22 protein-coding genes and 3 pseudogenes are annotated in these 23,252 nt (G+C 53.4%); 13 read left to right on the forward strand and 12 right to left on the reverse strand.

All coding sequences use genetic code 11. From position 1 onward, the window contains the following. Positions 1-151: 151 nt before the first annotated feature. Positions 152-1,636: a hypothetical protein gene (locus tag ACA064_RS15505; RefSeq protein ID WP_497674136.1), complete on the forward strand. Its 1,485-nt coding sequence runs from the start codon at positions 152-154 to the stop codon at positions 1,634-1,636. A 1,345-nt stretch (positions 1,637-2,981) separates the two neighbouring features. Here ACA064_RS15505 and ACA064_RS15510 read toward each other — a convergent pair. Next, positions 2,982-3,431, reverse strand: coding sequence for an antitoxin Xre/MbcA/ParS toxin-binding domain-containing protein (locus tag ACA064_RS15510; protein WP_497674137.1), 450 nt, complete (start codon positions 3,429-3,431; stop codon positions 2,982-2,984). 142 nt (positions 3,432-3,573) lie between these two features. On the opposite strand from ACA064_RS15510, the gene ACA064_RS15515 reads away from it, so the two are divergent. The 4 genes and pseudogenes from ACA064_RS15515 (at position 3,574) to ACA064_RS15530 (ending at position 6,932) form a co-directional block, all read left to right on the forward strand. Beyond that, positions 3,574-3,816, forward strand: a complete 243-nt coding sequence (locus ACA064_RS15515; protein WP_497674138.1) for a type II toxin-antitoxin system PrlF family antitoxin — start codon at positions 3,574-3,576, stop codon at positions 3,814-3,816. A 988-nt stretch (positions 3,817-4,804) separates the two neighbouring features. Continuing rightward, positions 4,805-5,707, forward strand: a complete 903-nt coding sequence (locus ACA064_RS15520) for a Fic family protein (RefSeq protein WP_497674139.1) — start codon at positions 4,805-4,807, stop codon at positions 5,705-5,707. A 127-nt stretch (positions 5,708-5,834) separates the two neighbouring features. Next, positions 5,835-6,029, forward strand: a pseudogene (locus ACA064_RS15525) (transposase domain-containing protein); the annotation flags it as partial. Between the two features lie 138 nt (positions 6,030-6,167). Next, complete coding sequence (locus ACA064_RS15530; protein ID WP_497674140.1) at positions 6,168-6,932, forward strand: metallophosphoesterase family protein; 765 nt, start codon at positions 6,168-6,170, stop codon at positions 6,930-6,932. A 301-nt stretch (positions 6,933-7,233) separates the two neighbouring features. Here the strand turns inward: ACA064_RS15530 and ACA064_RS15535 are convergent, their stop codons facing one another. Both ACA064_RS15535 and ACA064_RS15540 read right to left on the reverse strand, forming a co-directional pair. Then, positions 7,234-7,926, reverse strand: a complete 693-nt coding sequence (locus ACA064_RS15535; protein ID WP_497674141.1) for a DUF421 domain-containing protein — start codon at positions 7,924-7,926, stop codon at positions 7,234-7,236. Positions 7,927-7,991: 65 nt separating this feature from the next. Further along, entirely contained in the window at positions 7,992-8,627 is a 636-nt protein-coding gene (locus ACA064_RS15540) for a hypothetical protein (protein ID WP_497674142.1), read from the reverse strand. Between the two features lie 142 nt (positions 8,628-8,769). On the opposite strand from ACA064_RS15540, the pseudogene ACA064_RS15545 reads away from it, so the two are divergent. Beyond that, positions 8,770-9,557 (forward strand): annotated as a pseudogene (locus tag ACA064_RS15545) ((Fe-S)-binding protein); the annotation flags it as partial. Positions 9,558-9,571: 14 nt separating this feature from the next. Here the strand turns inward: ACA064_RS15545 and ACA064_RS15550 are convergent. Further along, a complete protein-coding gene (locus ACA064_RS15550) occupies positions 9,572-10,600 on the reverse strand; it encodes a GlxA family transcriptional regulator (protein WP_497674143.1) in 1,029 nt (342 codons plus the stop codon). Positions 10,601-10,835: 235 nt separating this feature from the next. Between ACA064_RS15550 and ACA064_RS15555 the strand changes: the two genes are divergently transcribed. Continuing rightward, positions 10,836-11,726, forward strand: coding sequence for an MBL fold metallo-hydrolase (locus ACA064_RS15555; RefSeq protein WP_497674144.1), 891 nt, complete (start codon positions 10,836-10,838; stop codon positions 11,724-11,726). 161 nt (positions 11,727-11,887) lie between these two features. Continuing rightward, a complete protein-coding gene (locus ACA064_RS15560) occupies positions 11,888-12,433 on the forward strand; it encodes a cysteine hydrolase family protein (RefSeq protein ID WP_497668902.1) in 546 nt (181 codons plus the stop codon). Positions 12,434-13,382: 949 nt separating this feature from the next. Here the strand turns inward: ACA064_RS15560 and ACA064_RS15565 are convergent. From ACA064_RS15565 to ACA064_RS15590, 6 genes and pseudogenes are all read right to left on the reverse strand, one after another. Continuing rightward, positions 13,383-13,973 (reverse strand): cyclodeaminase/cyclohydrolase family protein, encoded by a 591-nt coding sequence (locus ACA064_RS15565; RefSeq protein WP_497668903.1) that lies wholly within the window; start codon positions 13,971-13,973, stop codon positions 13,383-13,385. 252 nt (positions 13,974-14,225) lie between these two features. Further along, the gene (locus ACA064_RS15570; protein ID WP_253551918.1) at positions 14,226-14,390 is read right to left on the reverse strand and encodes a general stress protein; all 165 of its coding nucleotides are present in this window, start codon (positions 14,388-14,390) and stop codon (positions 14,226-14,228) included. 136 nt (positions 14,391-14,526) lie between these two features. After that, entirely contained in the window at positions 14,527-14,844 is a 318-nt protein-coding gene (locus tag ACA064_RS15575; protein ID WP_497668904.1) for a hypothetical protein, read from the reverse strand. Further along, the gene (gene istB, locus ACA064_RS15580) at positions 14,831-15,634 is read right to left on the reverse strand and encodes an IS21-like element helper ATPase IstB (RefSeq protein ID WP_497668905.1); all 804 of its coding nucleotides are present in this window, start codon (positions 15,632-15,634) and stop codon (positions 14,831-14,833) included. Before istB ends, ACA064_RS15575 begins: the two co-directional genes overlap by 14 nt. Next, positions 15,627-16,604: pseudogene (locus tag ACA064_RS15585) on the reverse strand (Mu transposase domain-containing protein); the annotation flags it as partial. The pseudogene ACA064_RS15585 and the gene istB, both read right to left, overlap by 8 nt. Further along, positions 16,519-17,376: a LysR family transcriptional regulator gene (locus ACA064_RS15590; RefSeq protein WP_497668906.1), complete on the reverse strand. Its 858-nt coding sequence runs from the start codon at positions 17,374-17,376 to the stop codon at positions 16,519-16,521. The pseudogene ACA064_RS15585 and the gene ACA064_RS15590, both read right to left, overlap by 86 nt. A 168-nt stretch (positions 17,377-17,544) precedes the next feature. Here ACA064_RS15590 and ACA064_RS15595 point away from each other — a divergent pair, with 168 nt between their 5' ends. Next, a complete protein-coding gene (locus ACA064_RS15595) occupies positions 17,545-18,498 on the forward strand; it encodes an alpha/beta fold hydrolase (RefSeq protein ID WP_497668907.1) in 954 nt (317 codons plus the stop codon). A 146-nt stretch (positions 18,499-18,644) separates the two neighbouring features. Here ACA064_RS15595 and ACA064_RS15600 read toward each other — a convergent pair whose 3' ends face one another. Further along, complete coding sequence (locus tag ACA064_RS15600; RefSeq protein WP_497668908.1) at positions 18,645-19,544, reverse strand: LysR family transcriptional regulator; 900 nt, start codon at positions 19,542-19,544, stop codon at positions 18,645-18,647. Positions 19,545-19,653: 109 nt separating this feature from the next. On the opposite strand from ACA064_RS15600, the gene ACA064_RS15605 reads away from it, so the two are divergent. From ACA064_RS15605 to ACA064_RS15620, 4 genes are read left to right on the forward strand one after another with little or no spacing between them, the layout of a single operon-like run. Further along, positions 19,654-20,283: an NADPH-dependent F420 reductase gene (locus tag ACA064_RS15605; protein ID WP_497668909.1), complete on the forward strand. Its 630-nt coding sequence runs from the start codon at positions 19,654-19,656 to the stop codon at positions 20,281-20,283. 20 nt (positions 20,284-20,303) lie between these two features. Next, entirely contained in the window at positions 20,304-21,146 is an 843-nt protein-coding gene (locus tag ACA064_RS15610) for a DODA-type extradiol aromatic ring-opening family dioxygenase (protein WP_497668910.1), read from the forward strand. Then, complete coding sequence (locus tag ACA064_RS15615) at positions 21,139-21,810, forward strand: alpha/beta hydrolase (protein WP_497668911.1); 672 nt, start codon at positions 21,139-21,141, stop codon at positions 21,808-21,810. Before ACA064_RS15610 ends, ACA064_RS15615 begins: the two co-directional genes overlap by 8 nt. Before the next feature lie 18 nt (positions 21,811-21,828). After that, positions 21,829-22,230 carry a DoxX family protein gene (locus tag ACA064_RS15620; RefSeq protein ID WP_497668912.1) on the forward strand — a complete coding sequence of 134 codons (402 nt, stop codon included), beginning with the start codon at positions 21,829-21,831 and terminating at the stop codon, positions 22,228-22,230. An 80-nt stretch (positions 22,231-22,310) separates the two neighbouring features. Here the strand turns inward: ACA064_RS15620 and ACA064_RS15625 are convergent, their stop codons facing one another. Continuing rightward, positions 22,311-23,192 (reverse strand): LysR family transcriptional regulator, encoded by an 882-nt coding sequence (locus ACA064_RS15625; protein WP_497668913.1) that lies wholly within the window; start codon positions 23,190-23,192, stop codon positions 22,311-22,313. Between the last annotated feature and the right edge of the window lie 60 nt (positions 23,193-23,252).

Below are 23,252 nucleotides of genomic sequence, written 5' to 3' on the forward strand. Positions count from 1 at the left end.
CAGCGACTCGCACGCTGAGTCTCAGCTGATCCTATCAAGTATCGGAGCGCTCGACAGAAAACTGAATGCGGCGGCAAGTCTTCAGATCGCTTGCGAGTTTCTGTGGGGTATTAGAGATCGATCTATAACTCACGTAGGGATTTACAAAGCCATGTTTGAAAAGCTGTTGTTATGGTGTTTTTATTTCCGGAGAAAGTCTCTCCTTGACTTAACCGACTTAGATCTCATTGATTTTCAGTCATTTTATATGTCGCCACCCAATAATTGGGTGGCGAGGCGTACATTTAGTCGATTCAACGCAACCTCAGGCTGCGTGTGTTTCAACAAGGCCTGGCGTCCCTTTACCTCACCTCATAATATGAATGGTAGGGAGCGGACGCTTTCAAATGGATTAAATAGAATCATAAGGGAAGTATTGCCGAATGCTACCTTGCGCGCTCTGGTGCCTAGGAACGAGTTTCCTGCAGCAAATGATTTGAATTTATGCGGTGATGACATTGCAAATATTATTGAAAAATATTTAGATTACTTGTTTGGACTCCGATCAGCTCGTGGAGCGCATGAGATAAGTCTTTTTTTGTTCGCGTGTGCATCGTATCTACAAACTGATGTGCCCGGTTTCCACAAGCTTAGACCACATCTATATCTAAATGATATCGCCCCCCTGCCCGGCGGCGGATTCTCCTGGAAGATTGATACGCCTTATGGGCAAATAATTCATACGATCCCTAGAAGTTTTGGGAGATATTACGAGCGCTATTGTGATGCGGTCGGCTTCAACATTAAGGAGTCCTATCCTTCTAATATGCTAGCGTTTCAGCGAACCACCGTTGATAGTGAGGTTACAGGACTGACAATTACACGGTGGTTTAAAATGATTCCCGCGCACCCTGAGATTAGTTTAACTCCATCCGAGTTATTAAATTTGCTCGTGCGGAAATCTAATTCCTCAGTAGAAAAGGCAGCATGTTCTGCAAAAAATCGTAGCCAAGCGTATAGAATATATAATAGAAAGCGATTAGGTGATTTTCACACCAGGCTTGATGGCTTGAAGATTAATTCAACTACTCAAGTAGAGAGTTTATTGTTATCGGATAAAGGTATGGCATTTCCTCTGCTTTATTTAACAGAGAATAATGGTGTAGTGTTTCTGCGCTTTAATTACTTGGGAGTGCGTAAGCTTCTAATTTTTTTAGATGACGCTTTGATTTCCGAGCATGTTGATTCCCTTCGGGTTTTTCTTCTATATGTCTATAACCATGTTAATGGTGGTGTGCTAAATAGGCAGGCCAGGGCGTATGAAACGCTTCTACTTTGGACATTTCTGGTTCGAAGAAAACCTGTTCGCTTGTTGAACGAAGCGGACGCTTTTGAGTTTTTTGAGTTTTGTTGTGCGCCGCCAGCTTCTTGGGTAACCACCCAAAAATTTCGGATTCTACGAGATTGCGATCCCGCGTTCCCAGAGTACCACCCACATTGGCGACCATTTCGTTCGAGTCGAGGGCGTCCGAGAGCACGTGCTGCAGTGATTGTCACATATTGTAGTCAAGTGCAGGCCTGGGCTATTAAATGTGGACTTCAAAATTTAAATGTATTTTTTAAGCCAATGCTTAGGTTGTGGAATGGGTACAAATGATTAATTGGCCAGCCTGATTTTTTGCTGTAAGGCGCTAGCTTTGATGTCTAAACAACGTAGATTAGGCAGTCACAGCCTCGCAGGAAGGGGGATGGGGGCCCGAGAAACATTTAGGTAACAACAAGTGAGCGCTCAAACATAATGTCCCCTCACCTCTTCTGCCTAGCATGTAGCCCAAGGCCGACATCATCCCGAGCCGGTAGGCTCAGACTTTGAAATTCAGGGCTTTAGCGTGTGGATAAAATTAGAGCAACTGCGTCAGTCAGCGACTGTTGAGTTAGAAACTAGATTTAATCCAGTTGCTAATCTGATACGGACTCATAATATTCCTGCCACCTTTGATTGGGTCTCATCTTCTGGCCCGATGTTACGGAATAGAAGTAACGAATTAACATAATTTGGATCCGGAGCCTAAATTCTTGTACGCTGTATACAGGTGCATCATAAAGATTTTCTCCAAGAGGCAATGTTTTATCCATACGCTGCGCCAGTTCTTCCTTGCGGCCAGCTTTGATAAGGTCGCCACTCCATCGCATTGCTTGGATACCACCCCCCACTTCTCGACTGACCTGCTGGCACCAACTACCCTCCAGGCTTAGTCGTACTTTCCGAGATGCCTCTCAAGATAATTCGTAACCAAGGTCGCCGGGATTCAGCTCAAGGCGTTTGTGAGCTCAGCTCCCTTTACCGACTTCTGGTTCTATCAGGGATGGCTGGATGCGCAGGTTGTAGGAGCCTTTACTGGCGTCCTCACCAGGCGACTTCCTCAGACGGCCATGGCGGAGGACGCCCTCCAAGGTTCAGGCTTGGTATGCATATATAATTGGCTCGATCACCACCTCGTGTGACGGGTAACTGCGCTCCTGCTCAACGTGCACATCTAAAACGAGTTCACTGGGGTCTGGAATAGTGGGGAATAATGATGATTGACGAAAATCGTCTATGGCAACGCGAACGCAAACGGCGCTACGCTTTGTGGGATTTAGAAAGGCTGCAGCCTGGATCGGATCGAGCGAGTCAGTACCTGGCGATTCTTGATGAAATCGAGCGCCAAGATCGAGATGACCCCATTGGCGATGCATTCGCAATGTCGGTTGATGAGCTACGAGAATGCGTTCCAGAAACCGAAATAGTAGGAGTAAGCGGATCCCACTTTGTAGTCGTGTTTGACGAGCACATACCAGAACCGTGGAGGACGCGTTTCGAAGAAGCGAGTACTGGGTCTACCCGTTTACGCCAGGGTAGCTATGCGAGAGATTGGCGTCGGTTTTTACGGCTATGGACTGCCGAGATGCAGCACCTCGCGGCGCATAGGGAGATGCGCTAAGCATTGGCCTGACGAGTCTCACACAAGAATTCCTCTCTCCAATCGACCGATAAGATCGAGGACAGCGTTCGTTTCCACTCTCGTCCCCACCATGTCGATTGGACGCTTCGATCCGAGCCCTCGTACCGGCATGCTCACCCATTCCGCTGTAGCGTTGACATCGTTTTCGAACAGGGAAATGGCTTCCTCAAAGACAGCTACCAATGCGACGAGGCGGTCGCTTTCTACGGCGTTGAACCGCCCTGTTTTCGCTCTACGCGCCAATGTTGAGGGTGCTATGCAAATAGCCTTGGTGATAACCCCAGGCTTCACCTGCAAGAGGCTTGCTATCCGTTCGAGGTATTCGAAAGGCAGTCCTTCTTGAACGAGGTCATGAAGCCTGGCGCCGCGTGACGGCAGCCCGAGGGTCATCCAAATGCTCTGTGGGATCTGGGGCCCTGGTTGGTATTCCTTGATCAATGACAGCACTCTTATCTCCATCTGAAAAACCTCAGGCTAGCCGGGCCAAGGGCCCGAATCAGCGACATCCCCCACTCGGCGATACGCACTGCTTTACGGCTTACGAAGGCAGAGCATGACAAGAGCTTCAAGCGCAGATAATGTCAGTGCCATGAACGATTCAAATCCTACTCCATCCATTTCCACGATCCACTCCCGCAATGCGTCGGAGCACACAGGCGCCTCAGAGAATGACCAGGAGCTTTGTGGGTTTCTGAAATTGCTGGAAGACGATATCCAGCGTAGTCCCGAGAAACTGATCGCCCTCGATCCTACTTTCCTGGCTCGCCTTAACTCATTAGTCGGCGGTATCGATGTTGACATCAATGCCCCGCTTTCAGCGGATGATGAGTGAAGCAACAGCCGACCAGAGTCGAATATCGGGAGTTTTATCTCCCACCCTCAATCAGCAGCATCTCTGGCACCGGTTCGACATAGGGCACCGGAAACCTTTGTACGTCGACCGGAATTTGGTGAGCGTTTCCTGGCCGAAGTAACCACCGAAATTCGGTGAGCGGCCCGGTTTACGTGGCCTGCAGTCGACCGGGGTCGAATATCGGGGTTTTTATGTCCCACCCTCCAAGATAGGGCACCGGATTTTGGTGACTGCTTCCTAGCCGGAGCAACCACCGGAATTTGGTGTGCGGCCGGGATTACGTGGCCTGCAGCCGACCGGAATCGAATATCGGGGGGTATCAGGATTTCGACATAGGGCACCGGAATTCTGTGTGCGCCGACCGGAATTTTCTGAGCGCTTCCTGGCCGAAGTAACCACCGGAATTTGGTGTACGGCCCGGTTTACATGGCCTGCAGCCGACCGGAAACGAATATCGAGGGTTTTATCTCCCACCCTAAATCAGCAGCATCCCTGGCCCGGTCGGCGTCCGACGAACGAGGATTTCAACAGAGGACACCGGAATTCTTGTGCCCCGACCGAAATTTGCTGAGCGTTTCTTGGCCGCAGCAACCACCGGAATTTGGTGAGCGGCTCGGTTTACATGGCCCGCAGCCGGCCTGAATCGAATATCGGGGGTTTTATCTCCCACCCTCCATCAGCAGCGTCACTGGCACCGTTCGGTGTGCAACCGGCCTAGGCACCGGAATCCTGTGTACGCCGACCGGAATTTGCTGAGCGCATCCTGGCCGAAGCAACCACCGGAATTTGGTGAGTGGCCCGGTTTACGTGGCCCGCAGCCGGCTCGAATCGAATATCGGGGGTTTTATCTCCCACCCTTTATCAGCGATATCGGTGTGCAACAAATCAGGATGTGCACCTCTTCGCTCATTTCGACATCTACACTTGTTGCATGACAAGCGCTCCAAGCGCGGATAGTGTCAGCGCCATGAACGTCTCAATCCCGGCCCTCCCCGACTCGATTCCTCCGTCAATACTGGCGAGCGCAGATTTGCTCGTAACGAAAACAGCTTACTTGGCTGGCATGGTCGCGCCTGAAACTGCAGCGTGCTTATGCAAATTATTGATGGGCTCTGACGCCGACTTTTCGAGGATAATTGACGGGTACCACACACAGCCAGAATTTCTGAAGACTGCCTTTAACGCAGCGAATCAGCAGTTTATGCTGGAGAAAGTACCGGAGCTTCGTCGACGTATCGTTACGACGCTAGCCCATCACTTTCACACTCTCCAAACTCATGCGTTTCCCAATGGTAAGGGAGTTGTCGCAAGGGCGATCACTCACCAACACTTGACTCAGCTTGGGTTGCATCCCCACCTGTGGTCGCTTGCTCGCGGCCTGGCCCGTAGGCGGGAGGAATATCAGGCTTTGGCTCCGACTCATCGCAGGGGAGTGACCGAGCCTACGGTTGGCGGCCAACCGTCAGGTAAATCCACCATCAGCTTCATTGAATTCATGCTTGAGGTTTGCCTAGAGGAAGCAAATTACATGACTGCTGCGCTGAATCGCGGCCGGCTTCGAGAGGCAGTAATGCATGCCCCCAGAACGCACTCGCGCTTCATAGAGGCAGAGATCGAACCGCAAACAGTGTCTGCACTCCTTGCGCTGCTGATGCAAGGCGCACTACCGGTTTCCGAGTTCGAAATATTTACCGGCCATCAGCCTAACGAAGCACGCGATCAGCTCATCAAGTTGATCAATATTGGCCTTGCGGTGAAATCAGCCTCTTATCCCCATATGCTGCAGATAGGCATTCCGAGCTGGTTTGCGCGGGATATTTTTCCTGACTTCACTTTAGCCAATAGCGATGTAAGGTCTCCCCTGCCATGAGCATCGAAGCAAAGCTTCTCCACCTCCAAGCAATCCAAAACCTCCTCGCGGTATACCGCTATGCCCGACATCAATTCTCTGCTTCCTCAGCTCGGAAGACCTCGATGAGCTTTTGATTGTAGTCATCTGGCTGTTCAGCGATACACCCAAAGGCGCCACCGCCAGTGCGCAGATCTATAGCTTGGTCGAGACCGCCAAAGTCAACGGCCAAGAGCCCTATACGTGGCTGCGCCACGTACTTGAGCGCTTGCCGCATGCCTCGTCGGTGGAAGACTACGAAGCCTTGCTGCCGTGGAACTGCTCACCGGAAATGCCACGGTAAACGAGGGGCCCACCTGGCGATAGGTGTGCTTCATGGATCGGATACGGTGATCTGATCGACCGTGGGCCTGGCGTCCTTGATGGTCTCAAGCTGCTCGGCGAACCTTGGTTCTACACGGTCTTAGGTAATCATGAGCAGATGCTGATCGATGCCTACCGAGCCAATCCTCACGTCGTGTATTCAGCCAAGGGCGCGAGATGGTGGATGACGATTGCCGATGACTCGAAGGAAATGACCATCGAAAAGCTCGAAGGTCTTCCAATCGCCATCGAGGTTGAATCTGCGCGTGGAATTGTAGGTGTCGTCCACGCAGATGTGCCCGCTGGCTTGTCCTGGAAAGAGTTTGTCGGGAGTCTCGATAACGCACAGATCGAAGAAGTGGCTCTGTGGGGACGGGAGCGCGTCATCAAACATTATCGAAAAGGCGTAGAGGGCGTCTGGCGCGTTTGCACTGGTCATACCTGGATTCCTCATCCGCTACGCTTGGGAAACTTTCTTGCACTCGATTGCACTGGAGGTGGTGAAGCCCCGCTGGCGATCTTCTGCATCCAGGACGACACGATCTATGTTGAAGGTAGATCCGTTTCACTTGATAGCGCAGAGACCGTTACGGAGCAGCTACAAAAGCTTGAGGAAGTCCTGAGCAAGTTTAAGACAGAGGTAAACGGCAACAGGTTGATTGAGTCGCAGGGCTTGAGCTTGGAAGCTGAGGTGCTCGTCAAACAGACAAACTCTGGCTGGCTCAGCCTCAGAGACGAAATCGCAGAGCCTCAGCGCTTCATCAACTCACTTCATGGGCTCAGCTTGCTTGCTGGAGATCGCAGAGCAGCAAAGCTCGAGGAGCTGAAGACACGTTACGAGGGGACGCAAATTGAGCGGCTTTTGGGACGACTATTCGACTGATTTACTATCAGAATTTCATGTTCCTGCAGTGTTACGAGCTGGTACCAACTCCTCTTCGTCGAACATGCCATTATCCCTCGCCCCTTGATTTTCTTTTTGGATTCGAATGAACAGCACCTGCGTCACTACCGCTCTTTAACTTCAATAGCGGTCATACCCTATTCCCGCAGTTGAGCTTTTTCAATCATCGGCAGACGATCTAGATCAATCAATACCAAAACATTAATTTTCAGCACGCTCGGGTGGTATTACAACAGATCAAGCGATGAATTCGATCTCGCGAATTTCAAAATCATAAACGTCACCGACAGCGCTGAGTATCAAGAGCCACTGACCAGATATCGTTTTTGCACCGAGAGCAATCCGCTCCTTCTTTTGCGTTGATATTGTATGAGAAGCCACAGTTTACGCAGCAATAAAGCGCTGAAGCGGGCACCCTAACAAACTCATCCCGGTGCTCAGGTGGTAAAACAGAGAGGCCTGGCCGGACATCGTCTTTATCAAAAAAATAAAGACTGACGTCGCCATCAGTCTCTACTATAGCTAATCTAACTTGGCCTAGATGCTCGACCCCTTGCTGACGAAACTCCATCAATAATTCGCTTGACGACATATTTAACTTTTCTAAAGATTTCAGCTCATACAAACCATCTTTAATAACAGTTATAGGAAGGCCGTCCATCCACGCTTCGAATTTTTTACTACGTGTCGTTGCGAGCACGGTAAAGCGATAAAGCATCAAAAGCGTGAGAAACACCACTGCTATAGGTAGCAAGGGCACGTCATGGTAAAAAGACACATCCCCAGCAGCAGAACCCAGCGTTAGAATTACAACCAATTCAAAGACGGATAGCTGTCTTATACCTCGCCGACCGCTGGATTTTAAAAATAGAAAAACTGCAACAAACGCGAAAGACGCTCGAAAGGAAACCTCTAGCAGAAACCAGTACGGGAATTCATCTATCAAAATTCGCTGTAAATCAAAAGGCGTCATCACTACCTCAAATTTATTCAATTGTTCCGACAAGTCGCGTCGGAATGATTTTGTCCCCTACGACATTATTTCCAAAATTTGAGCATCCAAACTTCAGTGGCCTTCGCGTCGAAGAGCTTGTATTGGGCATATCCAGAATTAGCCGAGTTTAGATAGCCAATGGCATACGTAACTGGCTTGATGGAAAAGCATGCATAATTCTTGGTTGGATCAGCTTTGGTGCCGTGCGAAGCACCGATGACGGCAATACCGGCTTTCGAGGCTCTCATGCTGGCTGGGATGTTCGTTTTAGCGCCTTCGAGGGTGTTGCAAGCCAGAAAGGGCCTTTCTAGCCTCACCATAGTTGTCTGTTTGCCCTTCGCAAAATCAAGCTGCTGCTGGGTAATCCAGCCAAGTCCTGGGTCGGAACCTACCCTGTTTACCTTATCGATCTGTATCTGTTCGACACCATTGGTAGCCGTACCGGGCACTACTCGGTAAGTCGCCGGATTCTTCCACAGCGCACAGCCGCTGTTGTCTGCAAAAACAAAGTCTCTCATCTCATCCTCGCGCAAGCCGAGTTGAGCCAGTTTCATTGCTTGCGGTTTGCTTTCGCAGACATAGAGCGATGCGTCGATCTCATTGTAATCCTCGTCAGCAGCTTGGGTAGCAGCCGTAGCGCATAAAAGGAACATGCCGAGGGCCGTATTACGTATAAACATAGCTTAATCCGCTCAAGTCAAAATGCCATTATCACACTTAATTGAAAAATCTCTTGTGGTCTGGCGTTTCATTTCATCGCACGTACTCGAACAGATAGGCCGGGAGGATTCTAACAGACCATGCGCGCCGCAACTCAAAGTCTTTGACGCTGTATGCCGCCGTTGGGGTGTTGAGATCGCGACACCTGAGCGCCTGTCGGCATTGGACGAACAACAGCGTGCGCGCAGCGTAATCCTCGTCCAGGATGCTTTTACCCGCTACTTCGAAACACCGGTGCTATCCGACTGGATCGAACTGATATCAATGCTTGGCTTTCAGGTTTATATCGCACCCTTTGCACCCAACGGGAAACCGCTTCAGGTACAGGGTTTCATCAAAGCTTTTGAAAAGGCCGCACATTTCAACGGCGAAGCTTTGCATCAGCTTCAGGGCTACGCAATACCGCTGGTAGGACTCGATCCCGCGATGACGTTGGTGTATCGCCAGGAATACGCGAAGACGCTGGGCAGCTACAAAGCACCTAGCGTGCTACTGCCTCAGGAATGGCTCGCCGATGCGCTTCCACAGGCACAGAGCGTGAAAGATGCCGATCCCTATCACTTCCTTCCCCACTGCACTGAAAAGACAAATGAGCCGAACAGCATTGGCCTTTGGCAGCAAGTCTATGAGCGAATGGGACTGAAACTGAGCGTTCAAGCCAGCGGATGCTGCGGCATGTCCGGCACTTACGGACACGAAGCGAAAAACGCAGAGACGTCTGATGTAATTTACAAACAGTCCTGGGCGCCGGCGGTGGCGAAATTGAATGTTCAGGCCGATTACTGGCCGACGGATATTCTTGCCGCGGCCAGGTGAAGCGAAAAGAACGTATAACCGTATTACATCCGCTGCAGGCGCTGCTCGCTGTTGTCAGGAATGTTGCTGCCTGAACTCCGGGACATCATTAGGCTTTTGCCTGGGAGTGAGTCAGTGGCTCGGCAGTACCCTCACTGCCGCCGGCCTTACGGCCCGGATTCATTTCGCGGAAAAACATTCGCCGATACTCAGAAGGCGACGTGCCGAGGTGAACGCCGAATTGTTGCCTCAACGATAAGGGCGTTCCAAAACCTGCCTCACCGGCCACACACTCAATAGGCAAGTCAGTCCTTTCCAACAGCTCTTGCGCTCTGACGACGCGCTCTGCATTCAACCATTTTGAGACAGTACTGCCAGTCGCTTCCCTGAAGCGCCGAGTAAATGTGCGCCTGCTCATTTTCGCCCTGTCCGCCAAGACATCGAGCGACAGATCACTGGCCAGGTTCATCCGGGCCCATACCAGTACGTCAGACAGATGAGTCTCGCTGGATAGCTGCGGCACAGGATGCTCAACGTATTGAGCTTGGCCGCCCTGCCTGTGCGGCGGTGTCACCAGCATTTTCGCGGTGCGATTCGCCACGTCGGCGCCGAGCCGCTGGCGTACCAGGTGCAGGCAACAATCGATTGCCGCCACGGTTCCTGCGGAGGTCATGATATTGCCATCACTGACATAGAGCACCTCGGGCCTGAAACGAACTTCAGGGAAGCGTCGCGCAAACTCGTCTCTGACTGCCCAGTGAGTGGTTGCTTCTTTGCCATCAAGCAGCCCGGCATCTCCGAGCACGAATGCTCCCAAACATAACCCGACTATGAGCTTTCCTTGGACATTAGCGAGCTGTAAGGCTTTCACGAGCTGTGCGGATGCAGCGACCGATTGATCGCCCCACGCTGGAATGACAATTACGTGAGAGGACTCCATCAGTTCCAGGCCATGAGTGACCTCCAAGCCGATGCCTTGGTCGCTACTCACCATACCCGGCGTCTCTGCGCAGTAACTAACCTCGTATCGAGGTTCACCAGGTGCGGATTGAGCCGTCCCCAGCACCACTCCCGGCACAGAGAGATGGAACAGGCTCACGCCGTTGAAAGCTAGAACAGCAACACGTATGGATTGCATCAGGCCGCCTCGGATTTGCCGTGTAATTGCTATCGAACGCACACAGGAATTGTGAGCGATCGTTCACAGTGATGTATTTCAAGGATGGAAGGGAACGTCGCCCCCCTCATCGCATAAATCCAGACCCCGCGTATCGCTTGGCCCGATTATATCGAAATATGTCATTCAGGCCACTGTCAGGCTTAAAAGCATTCGGCAAGAATGGTGTTCTCGATGTATCTACAGGATTAATCACATGAACTTCAGAACGCTTCCGCTTGCCCTCAGCATTGTTTGCGCTGCTGCCGCCACTCCGGCATTTGCGGGCTCAAACGTCACCAACGCGCCGGACGCATCCCATAAAGTGGACTTGCAGCAAGTTCGTAACGCAACGGTGAAAATCACCTACGGCGGCACGACCTTCCTGATCGACCCTATGCTGGCCAAAAAGGGAGCCTACCCAGGGTTTGAAAATACCTACCGGAGCAACCTGCGCAATCCTCTGGTTGATCTGACCGAGTCGCCCGCTGAAGTTATCTCTGGTGTCGACGCAGTCATCGTCACTCATACGCATCTTGACCACTGGGACGATGCCGCACAAAAAGCGCTGCCTAAAGACATCCCTTTGTTCACACAGCATGAAGAAGATGCGCAGCTGATTCGTTCCCAAGGTTTCAAGAATGTGCGCGTACTGACTGATGAAGCTGAATTCGGCGGCGTCAAAATCACCAAGACCGGTGGTCAGCATGGCACAGACGAAATGTATGCTGTGCCAGCCCTCGCAAAACCGCTGGGCGAAGCCATGGGCGTGGTCTTTCAAGCGCCAGGCTACAAGACCCTTTACCTCGCTGGCGACACTATCTGGCGTAAAGAGGTAGACCAGACCATTGAGAAATATCACCCGGAAGTCATCGTACTCAATGCAGGGAAAGCAAAAATGACGGGGTACGAGGGTGCGATCATCATGGGCGAGGAAGACGTCCTGCGTGCTTCACAGGTCGCGAAAAACGCGAAAATTGTCGCCGTGCACATGGACGCAATCAATCACATGTCCTTGACCCGCGACGAATTGCGCACCTATGTCAAGAAGCAAGGTATCGAGAGTCGTGTAGACATACCGGAAGACGGCGCTTCGCTGGAGTTTTAATTTAAATCACATTGCACCGTGGTCAAAGGCAGCTACTCGCAAGCTATTCGGTGCTCAGTTAGAGAGTGGGTTAATAAAAAGCCCACTCCTACAGAGTCTACGTGAGGAACAATGAGTATCTCACGACATCATCAGATTAAGAATTTTACCGGAGGTCGTTAATGAAACGAGGTCTTGTAGTAGTTGATTTGCAAAACGAGTACCTGCCAACTGGCAAATTGCCTTTGACCGGCATCGAGGCGGCTGTGGCAAATGCTAGCCGGGTGATTACTCATGCGCGAAATTCAGGTATTCCGGTTTTTCACATACGGCATGAATCCGGTAATGACGGTGCCACGATATTTATCAAGGGATCCATCGGCGCGGAAATTCAGCCAGCAGTAGCCCCAGATGGACAAGAACCCGTGATTGTTAAAAAACACATCAATGCCTTCAGAGAAACTGATCTCAAGAAGCAGCTGGATGCTTTCGATGTCCAAGATATTGTGGTTGTAGGAGCGATGAGCCACATGTGCATCGACGCTGTAGTACGTGCTGCGGCGGACATGGGGTATCCGGTTACTGTGCTGCATGATGCCTGCGCCACCCTAGATCTCACATTTCGCGGTGTGAACGTGCCTGCCGCTCAAGCGCATGCGGCAATGATGGCAGCTTTTGAGTTCGGCTACGGCACCGTTAAATCTGTGGACGATTACCTCTCGGCGTAAGCTCGTAACAATTTAGTTTTACTTCAGATAAGTTAAAAGCCGCTTAGTCACAATCTCCCTTCCCCTACAGCAAAAAGGCCCTGCGGGGCCCTGCTGTTGATAATAATTATCGGGCGCCACCAAGGCTCGATGGTGTAAGCACCATTTTTTGCCTTTTCATTTCTCAGACTTGGGTAATTGACGTCCTAGCTTCGTCGGCCTGAAGGTGTCTATACACTCACCCGACAAGCTTCAGCCGTGCTGGCTTCCATGATGCTATCTCCTGATTCGGTAGTCGCTGTGACTGGCTGTTATGGGTCGACTGCTGCCTTTTCCACTCCGGGGTGTCACTCAATGAAACTGAGGTGCAGGCCCGTCGAAGGCCCTGACGCTGATGCTCGTTAACAAACCACACCCTCCCTATCACGCCCGTCTTGAATCCCGGCGCGCATCAGAACAACCCCGAGTGGATTTTCTGCTGCAGCAGCGCGGCCAGTTCCTGGCTGGGGTATTGGGCTTTCAGGCTCCGCGCTTTACAGCCGAGCGCATGATGAAAAGCGCGTGTATCCGTGACGTCCTGAACGCTTCGACAGAGTCGACAGCGCACCAGTTGGCCGTCGAGTTGCCAGTGTTTGTTTCAGGCTTTCAGCGGCAGGTAGGTCACGGACATTCAAAAGCAGGCCTTTGTTGAGGTGCGACAGGGGCTGAGTGCGCGTAAAACCAATCACTATGGCAATGGTAGGCCAGCCTCCGGGGCTGGTGTCCAGTAGGCGCAAAAAAGCCCACTGAAGCGGTTTGTTTGTGAGGGGACATATAACGAAACGCCGTTATGCGCTGCCGCTTAAGGGTGTTCCCGAACACTTAGCCGTGGCGTATCCCCTAGCAGTTCGTTGACCTCACCCCTGCTCTCGACGATCTCGCCAGCCGTCGAGGCTCTGTATCGATTTGATCATGCGTTTTGGCTGAGTGCTCACGTCAGGAGCGGTTTGTCCTGACGCCAGACGCGAGCTAGCGCTTCATCGGCTTTTCGCTGAAGGTCGGAGCGGCTATGTACCAGATCAGTTCTCCTAGCTGTCGGTACGAGCTGATCAACGACCGAATCGACATTCAGCAATAGCGCCGATAGGCTTGCGTGCATGGTTAAGACGGCGGCGACCACATCGCATTGCAAGAATGACTTCACACCTGGTAAGCCCCTCTCTGCAAGTTCGATGCCCTGAAGGCAGCATCTCGCAGCTGCGAGTGCACCTAAGGTAATTTCCAGTGTTCGCTGCTGACTGTGACCTTGAGAGTCAGCCAGTGGCTCTTCGATAAAAGCACTGAACGCCCGAACATCGTTGTCGGCGAGGGCCTTCATGACTGCCATCAGTTGCTCCACCTCATAGATGGTCTTTTTCCCCTCGTCTTCCAGGTTGCGGGTAGCGGATTTACGCAGCGCCATGAGGAGAAGCGCAAGCCCGAAGCTGGCACAGACGCATGACGTGGCACCACAGCTTGGTACCGAAGTATCAGCCGCAATTTTGTCTCGAAAAGACTCGAGGCTTGATGACCAAATGCTCATCCGCAGCATCTCCTTCAAGGCAGTGTATTACTGATTGGGTAGTTGCTCTTCATCTGCGGGGCCCGGCGTAACCCTAACTCCGTCACACGCCGATTCCTCTTCCCTGCTGACGCGCTCGTCGTCCATCAGCCTCTCACCGACGTCATGCTCATTCAACTGATCTCGGTGATCCTGCTCTGGTTCGTCGTCTCGCCACTGCTTTATGAGGATACCGACCTGCTGACGCAGGCATGTCAGCAGGTCAGCTGTTTATCACCGTTCTCCGCGCGTCCCGCCATGGCTATGTTGCCCGCCGATTCGAGCTTTCTCCGCCTTGTCAGTTGCCACATTGGCATTTTGTTCGCTTTTACGCCCCGCCTCTTTAACTTTTTGTGGGTCGTCGGAAAAGCCGTGATGCGGTTCCTGTCGTTTGGTCATGGCTAATCTCCTTTAACAAAAAAATAGTCACCTTCATTGGATCTGCGCCCTGAGCCTTCGTCCCACTGGCACGACCAACGGAAATTACCCGCCGCTATAGTGAAAAAATCGAATTTCTGGACGCAATCACTACCGCTCAATCAACACTGTCATTGTCCTGTTCCGGTGTTTCGATACCGGTTTTTGGTTCAGCACCCCGTGGCCGCTTCAACGGTATTGAGTGCTCCTCATCATCTTCTATATCACGGGGGTATCCGGGCAAGCCGTGGGCTGTTGGCGCTGATTGAAAACTGACCCACCCTGCCGATTGAAAATTGACCCAGGGCTGATTGCTGATTTTTGCATCAGCAATTGTGGATAAGCTTAGCAGCCGTGTCCCGGTTGAAGAGGCATCAAGCCCCACCGCATGTAGGCATGCGGCAAGGTATTTATGGTGCAGATCAAAACGGCTCATCGTCCTCGACACCGTCATGTTCCTTGCGCTTTCGTTCACGTGATTTGATCTTTGTCTGGGCGGCCAAGCTGCTGTGTTGCAGGCGGTAGGACTCGTTGCCCGTTTCGACGATGTGGCAGTGGTGTGTCAACCGATCCAACAACGCCGTGGTCATCTTGGCGTCGCCAAACACACTCGACCACTCCGAGAAACTGAGGTTGGTGGTGATGACCACGCTGGTGTGCTCGTACAGCTTGGACAGCAGGTGAAATAACAGGGCACCACCGCTCTGACTGAAGGGCAAATACCCGAGTTCATCGAGTATTACCAGGTCTGTCCGAAGCAGCCCTTGAGCGATTCGGCCCGTCTTGCCGTCGTACTTTTCACGCTCCAGCAGATTGACCAGATCCACCGTGGAGAAGAAGTGGACTCGCTTGTTATGGGTCGTGATTCCGGACACGGCCAAGGCGCTGGCTAGGTGTGTTTTGCCCGTTCCTGGCCCGCCGATGAACACGACATTCTGTGCGGTATCTGTGAACTCCAGGCTGGACAGATCTTTGACCAGACGGGCATCTGCGCTGGAAGCGCTGAAGTCGAAGCCTGCTAAGTCACGATGCATGGGCAGTTTGGCCATGTTCATTTGGTGGTTCACTGAGCGCACCGCTCGATCCGCATGTTCTTGTTGGAGAAGATGCTCAAGCAGCCATTTTGATGAGGTCGTAGAGGCTTCTCCTTGGGAAGCAAGCTCTTCCCAGGCGCTGGCCATGCCATGCAGACGCAGTTCTTTGAGTTCCGCCATAAGATCACGCATTGCGAGTCTCCTCATCGGTGTTGCGGAGCCGGTCGTAGCGTGCCGTATTGGCGACAGGCGCTATCTTGAGTTGAAGACTGGTTTCGGCGGACGGAGGGACTGCTGTCGATGTCAGTCGAGCCAGGACATTCAGGATGTGGTCAGCGCTCAAGCTGCCTGATTCAAGTACCAACTCCACCGCCACCAACACGGCATCGAGCCCGGCGATGGGAACAGCAGCCAGTACCTGCGTCATGACTCGGTCACCATTGCTGTGACGTCTCAGGCCGCGCTTGAGAAGCAGCAACGGCTTCGGCAGATCGGCAAACGGAGCGCCATTGCGAAGTGCTCCCGGCTTGCGTTCGATGAGCGGGATGTAATGCTGCCAGTCAAAACTGACCTGATCTCGATCAAAGAGGCGCTCGTGACTGGCAATCATCGTTTCATCGGCGATGACAACCACCCGGGAAGGATACAAACGGCTGCTGACCCACTGGCCGACCCGCTCACAAGGCACCGAGTAGCGATTTCGCGCCACGCTGATCAGGCAGGTGCTGGAGACGCGCACGGTGCGTTCGACATAACCGTCAAAGGCAGTGGGCATTGGCATCATTTCCACCCGTTCCAGTTCCAGGACGTCCGCCACCGTCAGCCCGTTGTACTGCGGGTGCAGCAGCTCGCTCCAGAGTGCACGGCAGCGTTGTCCGAGCGAGGCATTCAGTTCTTCGAAGGTATGGAACATGCAGTCTTGAGCATCGAGCCAGATGCGCCGTCGGCTGTCTTGGACGTTCTTTTCGACGATGCCTTTTTCCCAGCCGGAGGCGACGTTGCAGAAGTCCGGATCAAACAGGTAGTGCGCGCACATCACGGCAAACCGAGCATTTACCGTACGGCCTTTTCCCTTGTTAACCTTGTCGACAGCGGTCTTCATGTTGTCGTAGATGCCGCGACGCGGCACCCCACCCAATGCACCAAACGAGCGGGTAATCGGGCAATAAAGCAACCAGATCACCTTGCAGCAACGAGTTGCGTACAAGCTCAACCGGTTGAAGCAGTATTCCCAATCCGGCCAGCGCGGCGCATAGAAGCGGCTCACCGTGATCAGCCGTCAACCGACTGCCGACCGGAACAATGATCTTTCCTTCAGGCCCGTTAAACGTCCAATGGGTACGCAGTTCAGTATGTGAAAAGCCCAGGCATTCATGCTCCTGAAGATCCCACGGTGTTTCAATCGCGGGTGTGTCTTTCAGGTAGGACGGTGCTGCGCACAGAATGAGCCTATAGGGTGCCAAGGCCCTTGCAACAAGGCCGCTGTCAGAGAGCTGACCCACCCTGAAAACAACATCGAAGCCTTCGTCGATAAGGTCGACGGCACGATTGGCCAGCGTCAATTCAACACTGACCAAGGGATTGGCTCGCATAAACTCAGGCAGCCTTGGCGCAAGCGACTGCATGCCGAAACTAACGGGGGCATTGATTCTTAAGCGGCCGCTGGGTGAGGCCTGGGTTCCGGCAGCCATATTTTCAGCGGTTTCCACTTCCGCCAGGATGAATTTGGAGCGTTCGTAGAATTCGCGCCCAAAGTCCGTAGGGCTTTGACGTCGGGTGGTGCGATTCAACAAGCATAAACCCAGGTGCTGCTCCAAATGATGAACATGCTTGCCGATCAGTTGCGCAGACATCTGCAGCGCGTCTCCAGCGGCACTGAACGACCCCATCTCCACGGCTTTGACAAACGCCGCCATGCTACTCAGACGATCCATTACCAATGATCCGTTTCGAATGTTCAGGCATTTTGAGTATTTATCTCGGTACTGTCCAAGCTCTATCGTCGCCTCGCAGCGAATCGCTGTACCAGGTGCGGCGCAATCATAGGGTTGGCGCTTGAGTGAAGTGTTTAAACACCATTTTTGAACGACATGGGATTGACTGTGAAATACCCGCTGAAAAATCAATCGCTCCCCACATTGCTCGGCGAAGACTTTTACTTTCCGCATGAAATCATTGGTCAAGCGTTTCGCGTCTCGGACTTTGAAGACCTGAAACTCAGCAGCTTTTCCACCAGCGACCATGTCAACCTGGGGTACTGGGAAGCGGGCGCTGGTAAACCACTGATTTTCATTCCAGGCTGGTCGGCAAACGGCGCGATGTACTTCCACGTCATGCACATCCTGAGCAAGCATTACCACGTGTACGTGCTAGACGTTCGAAACCAGGGCCTCTCTGAGAGGACCGCGTTCGGTAACCGGATTTCACGTTATGCCATGGATGTGAAAGAGTTTGCAGAGCACCTGAACTTGTCCGAAGCCGACTACTGCGGTTGGTCAATGGGGGCATCCGTCATGTGGGCCTACATAGACCTGTTCGGCACACAAGGCATACGGACGTTAAGCGTCATTGACCAGGCACCCTCGATCTATTGCCATGCCGACTGGACGGAACAGCAGCGACTGGAGGCAGGTGCTTTCACCACCTCGCCGGAGCGCATGATTGCTTCCTACGTCAATATGACGCCCACCAACCAGGTGATCTCGGGAAGCCGGGTTGTCGAACGGGCCATGGCCCTGGACTCGCCCTACTTTCATACCGCCATAAGCTTGGCTCAGGCTATGGCGGAAGATGACATGGCGTTCACTGGGCTTGTACTTTTCGATCACGCCACTAACGATTGGCGAGATGTCATCCAATACAGGATTGATGTTCCAACGGCGATTTTCACCGGGGAATACAGCGACTGGCTGGAAAGTCAGCGCTGGATGAGCTCGGTCATCAATAACTCCCAGTTGCATGTTTACAGTAAAGCCGAGCAAGGCGACCATTTTCTGGCGTTCAAAAATCCGGAAAAATTCGCCGCCGATTTGCGTAACTTTTTGGATACGCCGTGAGTTAAGCCCTACCCTCTTTCTTTACAGTCTGCGCGGCCGCCAGAAAGGACCGCGACAACGCCTTGTACGCTAATGATGCAACGCTGCTTTTACCCGGCTGAATGCTCCCCTTTCGTCAGCCGGGATTTTTTTGCGTTAAACGGTTTCTACTGCTCCCATCGAGGGTTGGCAAATCGCTCAGCCAAAAAATTTATCAGCGCCCGAACCTTGCTCGCCAGATGCTTGCGGGTGGGATAAACCACGTAGATGCCTAACTCGACGGACCGGTACTCAGGCAATATTTCCACCAGGTCCCCCGCCCGCAAATCCTCGGCCACCATGAAGCTGGGCTGCAAAGCAATACCGCCCCCCGCCAATGCAATACTGCGACAGGTATCGCCATTGTTGCAGCGAACAATCGAGCGGGTGCGCACACTTTCGCTGCCGTCAGGTCCTTGGAACTGCCATTCATTGCCGCTAGCGAAGTTGGTATAGGCAATCACACCGTGTTCTGTCAGGTCAGACAAAGTGCGCACCTCGGGGTGACTTGCCAAGTATTCGGGTGAAGCACACAGGCACATTCGAGTACCCGCCAGACGACGGCCTACCAGAGAAGAGTTTTCCATTCGTGCAATGCGCACAGCCGCATCAAAACCCTCCTCCACCAGATCCACCAGCCGGTCGTTCAAGCTGATGTCCAACTCGATATCGGGATAGGCCTTCATGAAGTCGCCCCAGATCGGCGCCAAGTGCAGCACTCCAAAACTGACCGGTGCATTCACCCTGAGAACGCCGTTGGGTTCCGGCGCGGTGGACGATACGGCCTCCTCGGCCTGATCCATAAGCGCCAGAACCTCCCGCGCCTGGTGATAGAACTGCCGCCCCTCATCCGTCAATGAAAGACGTCGCGTTGTGCGATGAAGCAGCCTCACACCGAGCCGCTCTTCAAGACCGCTCACATAGCGCGATATCGCCGCTTTGGACATCTGCAGGGGTTCGGCCGCACCGACGAAGCTGCCTTTATCGACCACTGTGCAGAAGACCTGCATCTCCAACGCTCTATCCATGATTGTCTCACTTACTGGAACTATAAATCACATGTAGCCTTATTTATCTCAAATTCACAACCTATAAACTGACCCCATCGAAGCGCACATCAATGCAAATGAGGTCCAAATGAAAATTACAGTAGTGGGTACCGGTAACATGGGTTCGGCGTTCGCAAAACAGTTATCCGGTGCTGGCCATATTGTTCGTATCACAGGCCGCGACATCGACAAAGCCAAAGCGCTTGCCGCTCAGTTTGACAATGTCAGCGCCTACCCGGCTGGCGAGGCGCTGGGTGACAGCGACGTCGTTGTTGTTGCAACCGCCTACGAAGACGCCGCCAAAGCCCTGCAAAGCCTGGGCGACCTGACGGGCAAGGTGGTTATCGATATCACCAATCCACTGAGCGCCGACTACATGTCGCTGACCGTTGGCCACGTGACAAGTGCTAGCGAGGAAATTGCCAAAGCAGTGCCTCAAGCCCAGGTCGTTAAAGCCTTCAACACTCTGTTCGCGCAAGTGCTTGCCGACGGCGCGACATTCGCCAATGACCAGCGCGGCAGCGTCTTCGTCGCCAGTGACAGCGAGCGCGCCAAGCAGACCGCAACTGCCCTGGCACAGAGCCTGGGTTGGAACACGGTAAACGTTGGTGGACTGATCAACGCCCGTTACCTGGAGCCGTTGGCAGGCCTGAACATTTATCTCGGCTACGGCGCCGGCCTGGGCACCTCGATCGCCCCTGTCTGGCTTAGCAAGTAATTACCTCGGAGCACTACACCATGAACACTTCGTTCCCTCTGCTGTTTGTGTCTCATGGTGCTCCAATGTTTGCCATCGAGCCTGGTCTGGCGGGTCAACGTCTGGCCGAGCTCGGTCGCGAACTGCCGCGACCTGATGCCATCGTCATCCTTTCCCCGCACTGGATGACGCGCGGCGAAGTCAGCGTCACGGCGAGCACCGCCCCTGACACCATTCACGATTTCGGTGGTTTCCCCGACGCGTTGTACCAATTGCGCTACCCCGCACCGGGCGCGCCGGCCCTGGCCGCCAATATCGTGAAGCTGCTACAGACCGCGGGATGGAAATCCCGGCTCGATCATCAACGGGGACTCGATCACGGAGCCTGGGTGCCTCTGCTGTATCTGGCTCCCGAGGCAGACATTCCCGTCGTACAGGTATCGATGCCTGCCGGCCTCGATACCCACCAGGCCTGGAAATTGGGCCAAGCCCTCAAGCCACTGAGGGATATAAATGTGCTGATCGTGGCCTCCGGAAGCCTGACCCATAACTTGTATGAGTTTCGGGGTGCGGCCAGCCTTGGGGCCGATTACGTGAAGGAATTTGCTGCCTGGACAGCCCGAGCCCTGCAAGCGGGCAACACCGATTCCCTGCTGGACTATAGGCAGCACGCACCTTCAGCCGAACGCGCACATCCGACGGATGAGCATTTTTTACCGCTACTCATCGCTTTGGGCGCGGCTGGTGAGCGCTATGAAACACGTGTTCTGGAGGGCGGCGTGACCTATGGGGTGCTGGCAATGGACAGTTACCTGTTTTCTTCAAACAACGATGATGGACCTGAGTCCATTCAACTCACGCAAGGCATCACAGACCATGCGTGACACTACTTTTTCCGAAGCGGCCCGCGAGCCTCAAACAGGCCTGTTTTTCCGCAAGGGTTGCAGTACTTCGGCGCCCAAGGGCCGCCTGCTTCTGCTGCATGGTGTAGGTTCAAATGAAGCGAATCTCGCGTCATTGGCCGCATCGCTACCCGAGGAGCTGGAAGTCATTCTGCTGCGCGGTCCGCTGCAGGTTGGCCCACAAGGCTTCGCCTGGTATCAGGTGAACTTCACCAGTAACGGCCCGTCGTTCAATCAGGAACAGGCAGAGTCTGCCCGGCAACTATTGCACCACTTCATCGAAGCGTTGCCCACGTTGCCTACCGTGATCGCCGGTTTCAGCCAGGGCGGCATCATGAGCGCGAGCCTTGGGGTCACCGAGCCCGAGCTGGTAGCCGGTTTCGCCATTTTGAGCGGCCGAATGCTGCGCGAACTGGATCCTCGGATCGCTTCCGCCGAGCGACTCAAGTCTGTCAGCGCGTTCATCGCCCACGGCCATCAGGACAACGTCCTGCCAGTGGCTTGGGCAAAAGAAGCGGACGACTGGCTGGATCGAATAGGCGTCGCCCACGAAACGCATTTCTACGATATGGCCCACGAGATCGTCGCCGAAGAACTGGCGGATTTCTCGCAATGGCTGACCAACACGCTGTCACTCTCCAAGTAAACAAAAAGGAACTGCACCATGATCGACACACGTACCGCTCCATACGCTGCCTTCGTTATGCGCCTGGCACTGGGCATCATGTTCATTGCCCACGGCCTGACCAAAGTGTTTGTCTTCACCCCTGCAGGCACGGCGGGCTTCTTTGAGTCCATCGGCTTCCCGGGCTTCTTGGCCTACCCGGTGATGGCCTTTGAAGTGATCGGCGGCTTGATGCTGGTGCTGGGTGTTTACTCGCGCTGGGTAGCCGCTCTGGCAGTGATTCAGCTGTTCGTGGCCGCGACCGTCCACTTCGGCAATGGCTGGAGCTTCACCAACGCCAATGGCGGCTGGGAATACCCGATCTACCTGTGCGTCACCGCACTGGTCGTAGCCTTGCTGGGCGACGGCGTCCTTGCGGCAAAGGCCACCAACAAAGCATAAGTCACTGCGCAATTAAAACCTGCCGATGCTACGGAAAACTCCGCAGCATCGGCAGTTTGCGTTCGGTCAACCGTACCCCCTCACGTCAGACGCGATGTCATAAAGCTTACAAAGGCCTTTATCTTGGGCAACGGCTGGCGGCTGGATGGCCAGAGAATGCTGAAGGTGCGATGGTCGCGAACGTAGCGATCCAATACCGGTACCAATCGGCCGTCCGCGATGGCGTCCTCGACAAAAAAGTCAGGGAGACAGGCTATTCCTAGCCCTGCCTCAGCCATTGCCAACAACGGTTCAATTGCGTTGGCGGTAGCCGACTGTCCCAGTTCAACACGGTCCTGTCCCTTTTTTAACACCAGAGGCCAAGGGTCGAGTTTACCGCTGGTGGGGTATCGGTAACGCAGGCATGAATGGCTGGACAGTTCCGATGGCCGTGAAGGAACACCCCGTAGTGAAAGATAGTGTGGAGACGCCACCAAGCGATGACTGTAGCCGTTGAGCTTGCGCATCATCAGCCGTGAGTCTTCAACCTCACCGATACGCATCACGGCATCAAAACCCTCCTCGATGACGTTGACCAACCGATCGCTGAACTCCAGTTCCAACTCCACTTCGGGATATGCCTGCTGAAACGCAATCAAGTGAGGCATCAACCTCATCCCCAGTTGTGGCAAACCGAGGCGCAATTTCCCCTGGGGCTTGCCGGCAGCCTGAGTGAGCTCCCGTTTGGCAACTTCGTACTCCGCAAAAATTCGATGGCAGCGTTCCAGAAACAGGCTGCCCTCAGACGTCAAGGTGATGGCGCGCGTGGACCGGTGAAACAGCCTTACACCCAGTTCTTCCTCCAGTCGTGCAACCGCCTTACCAATGGCCGATGAAGACACGCCGGTTCTGCGCCCTGCTTCGGTAAAGCTGCGCGTTTGTGCGGCATGCACGAACGCGCCGAGCGCCCCGAAATGATCCATATCCACCTCAGTCTATTTAAGCGTTATATTCCTAAAAGTTCGGAACTTCATCCTATTTTT

It is taken from the genome of Pseudomonas sp. LBUM1658, assembly GCF_059716055.1.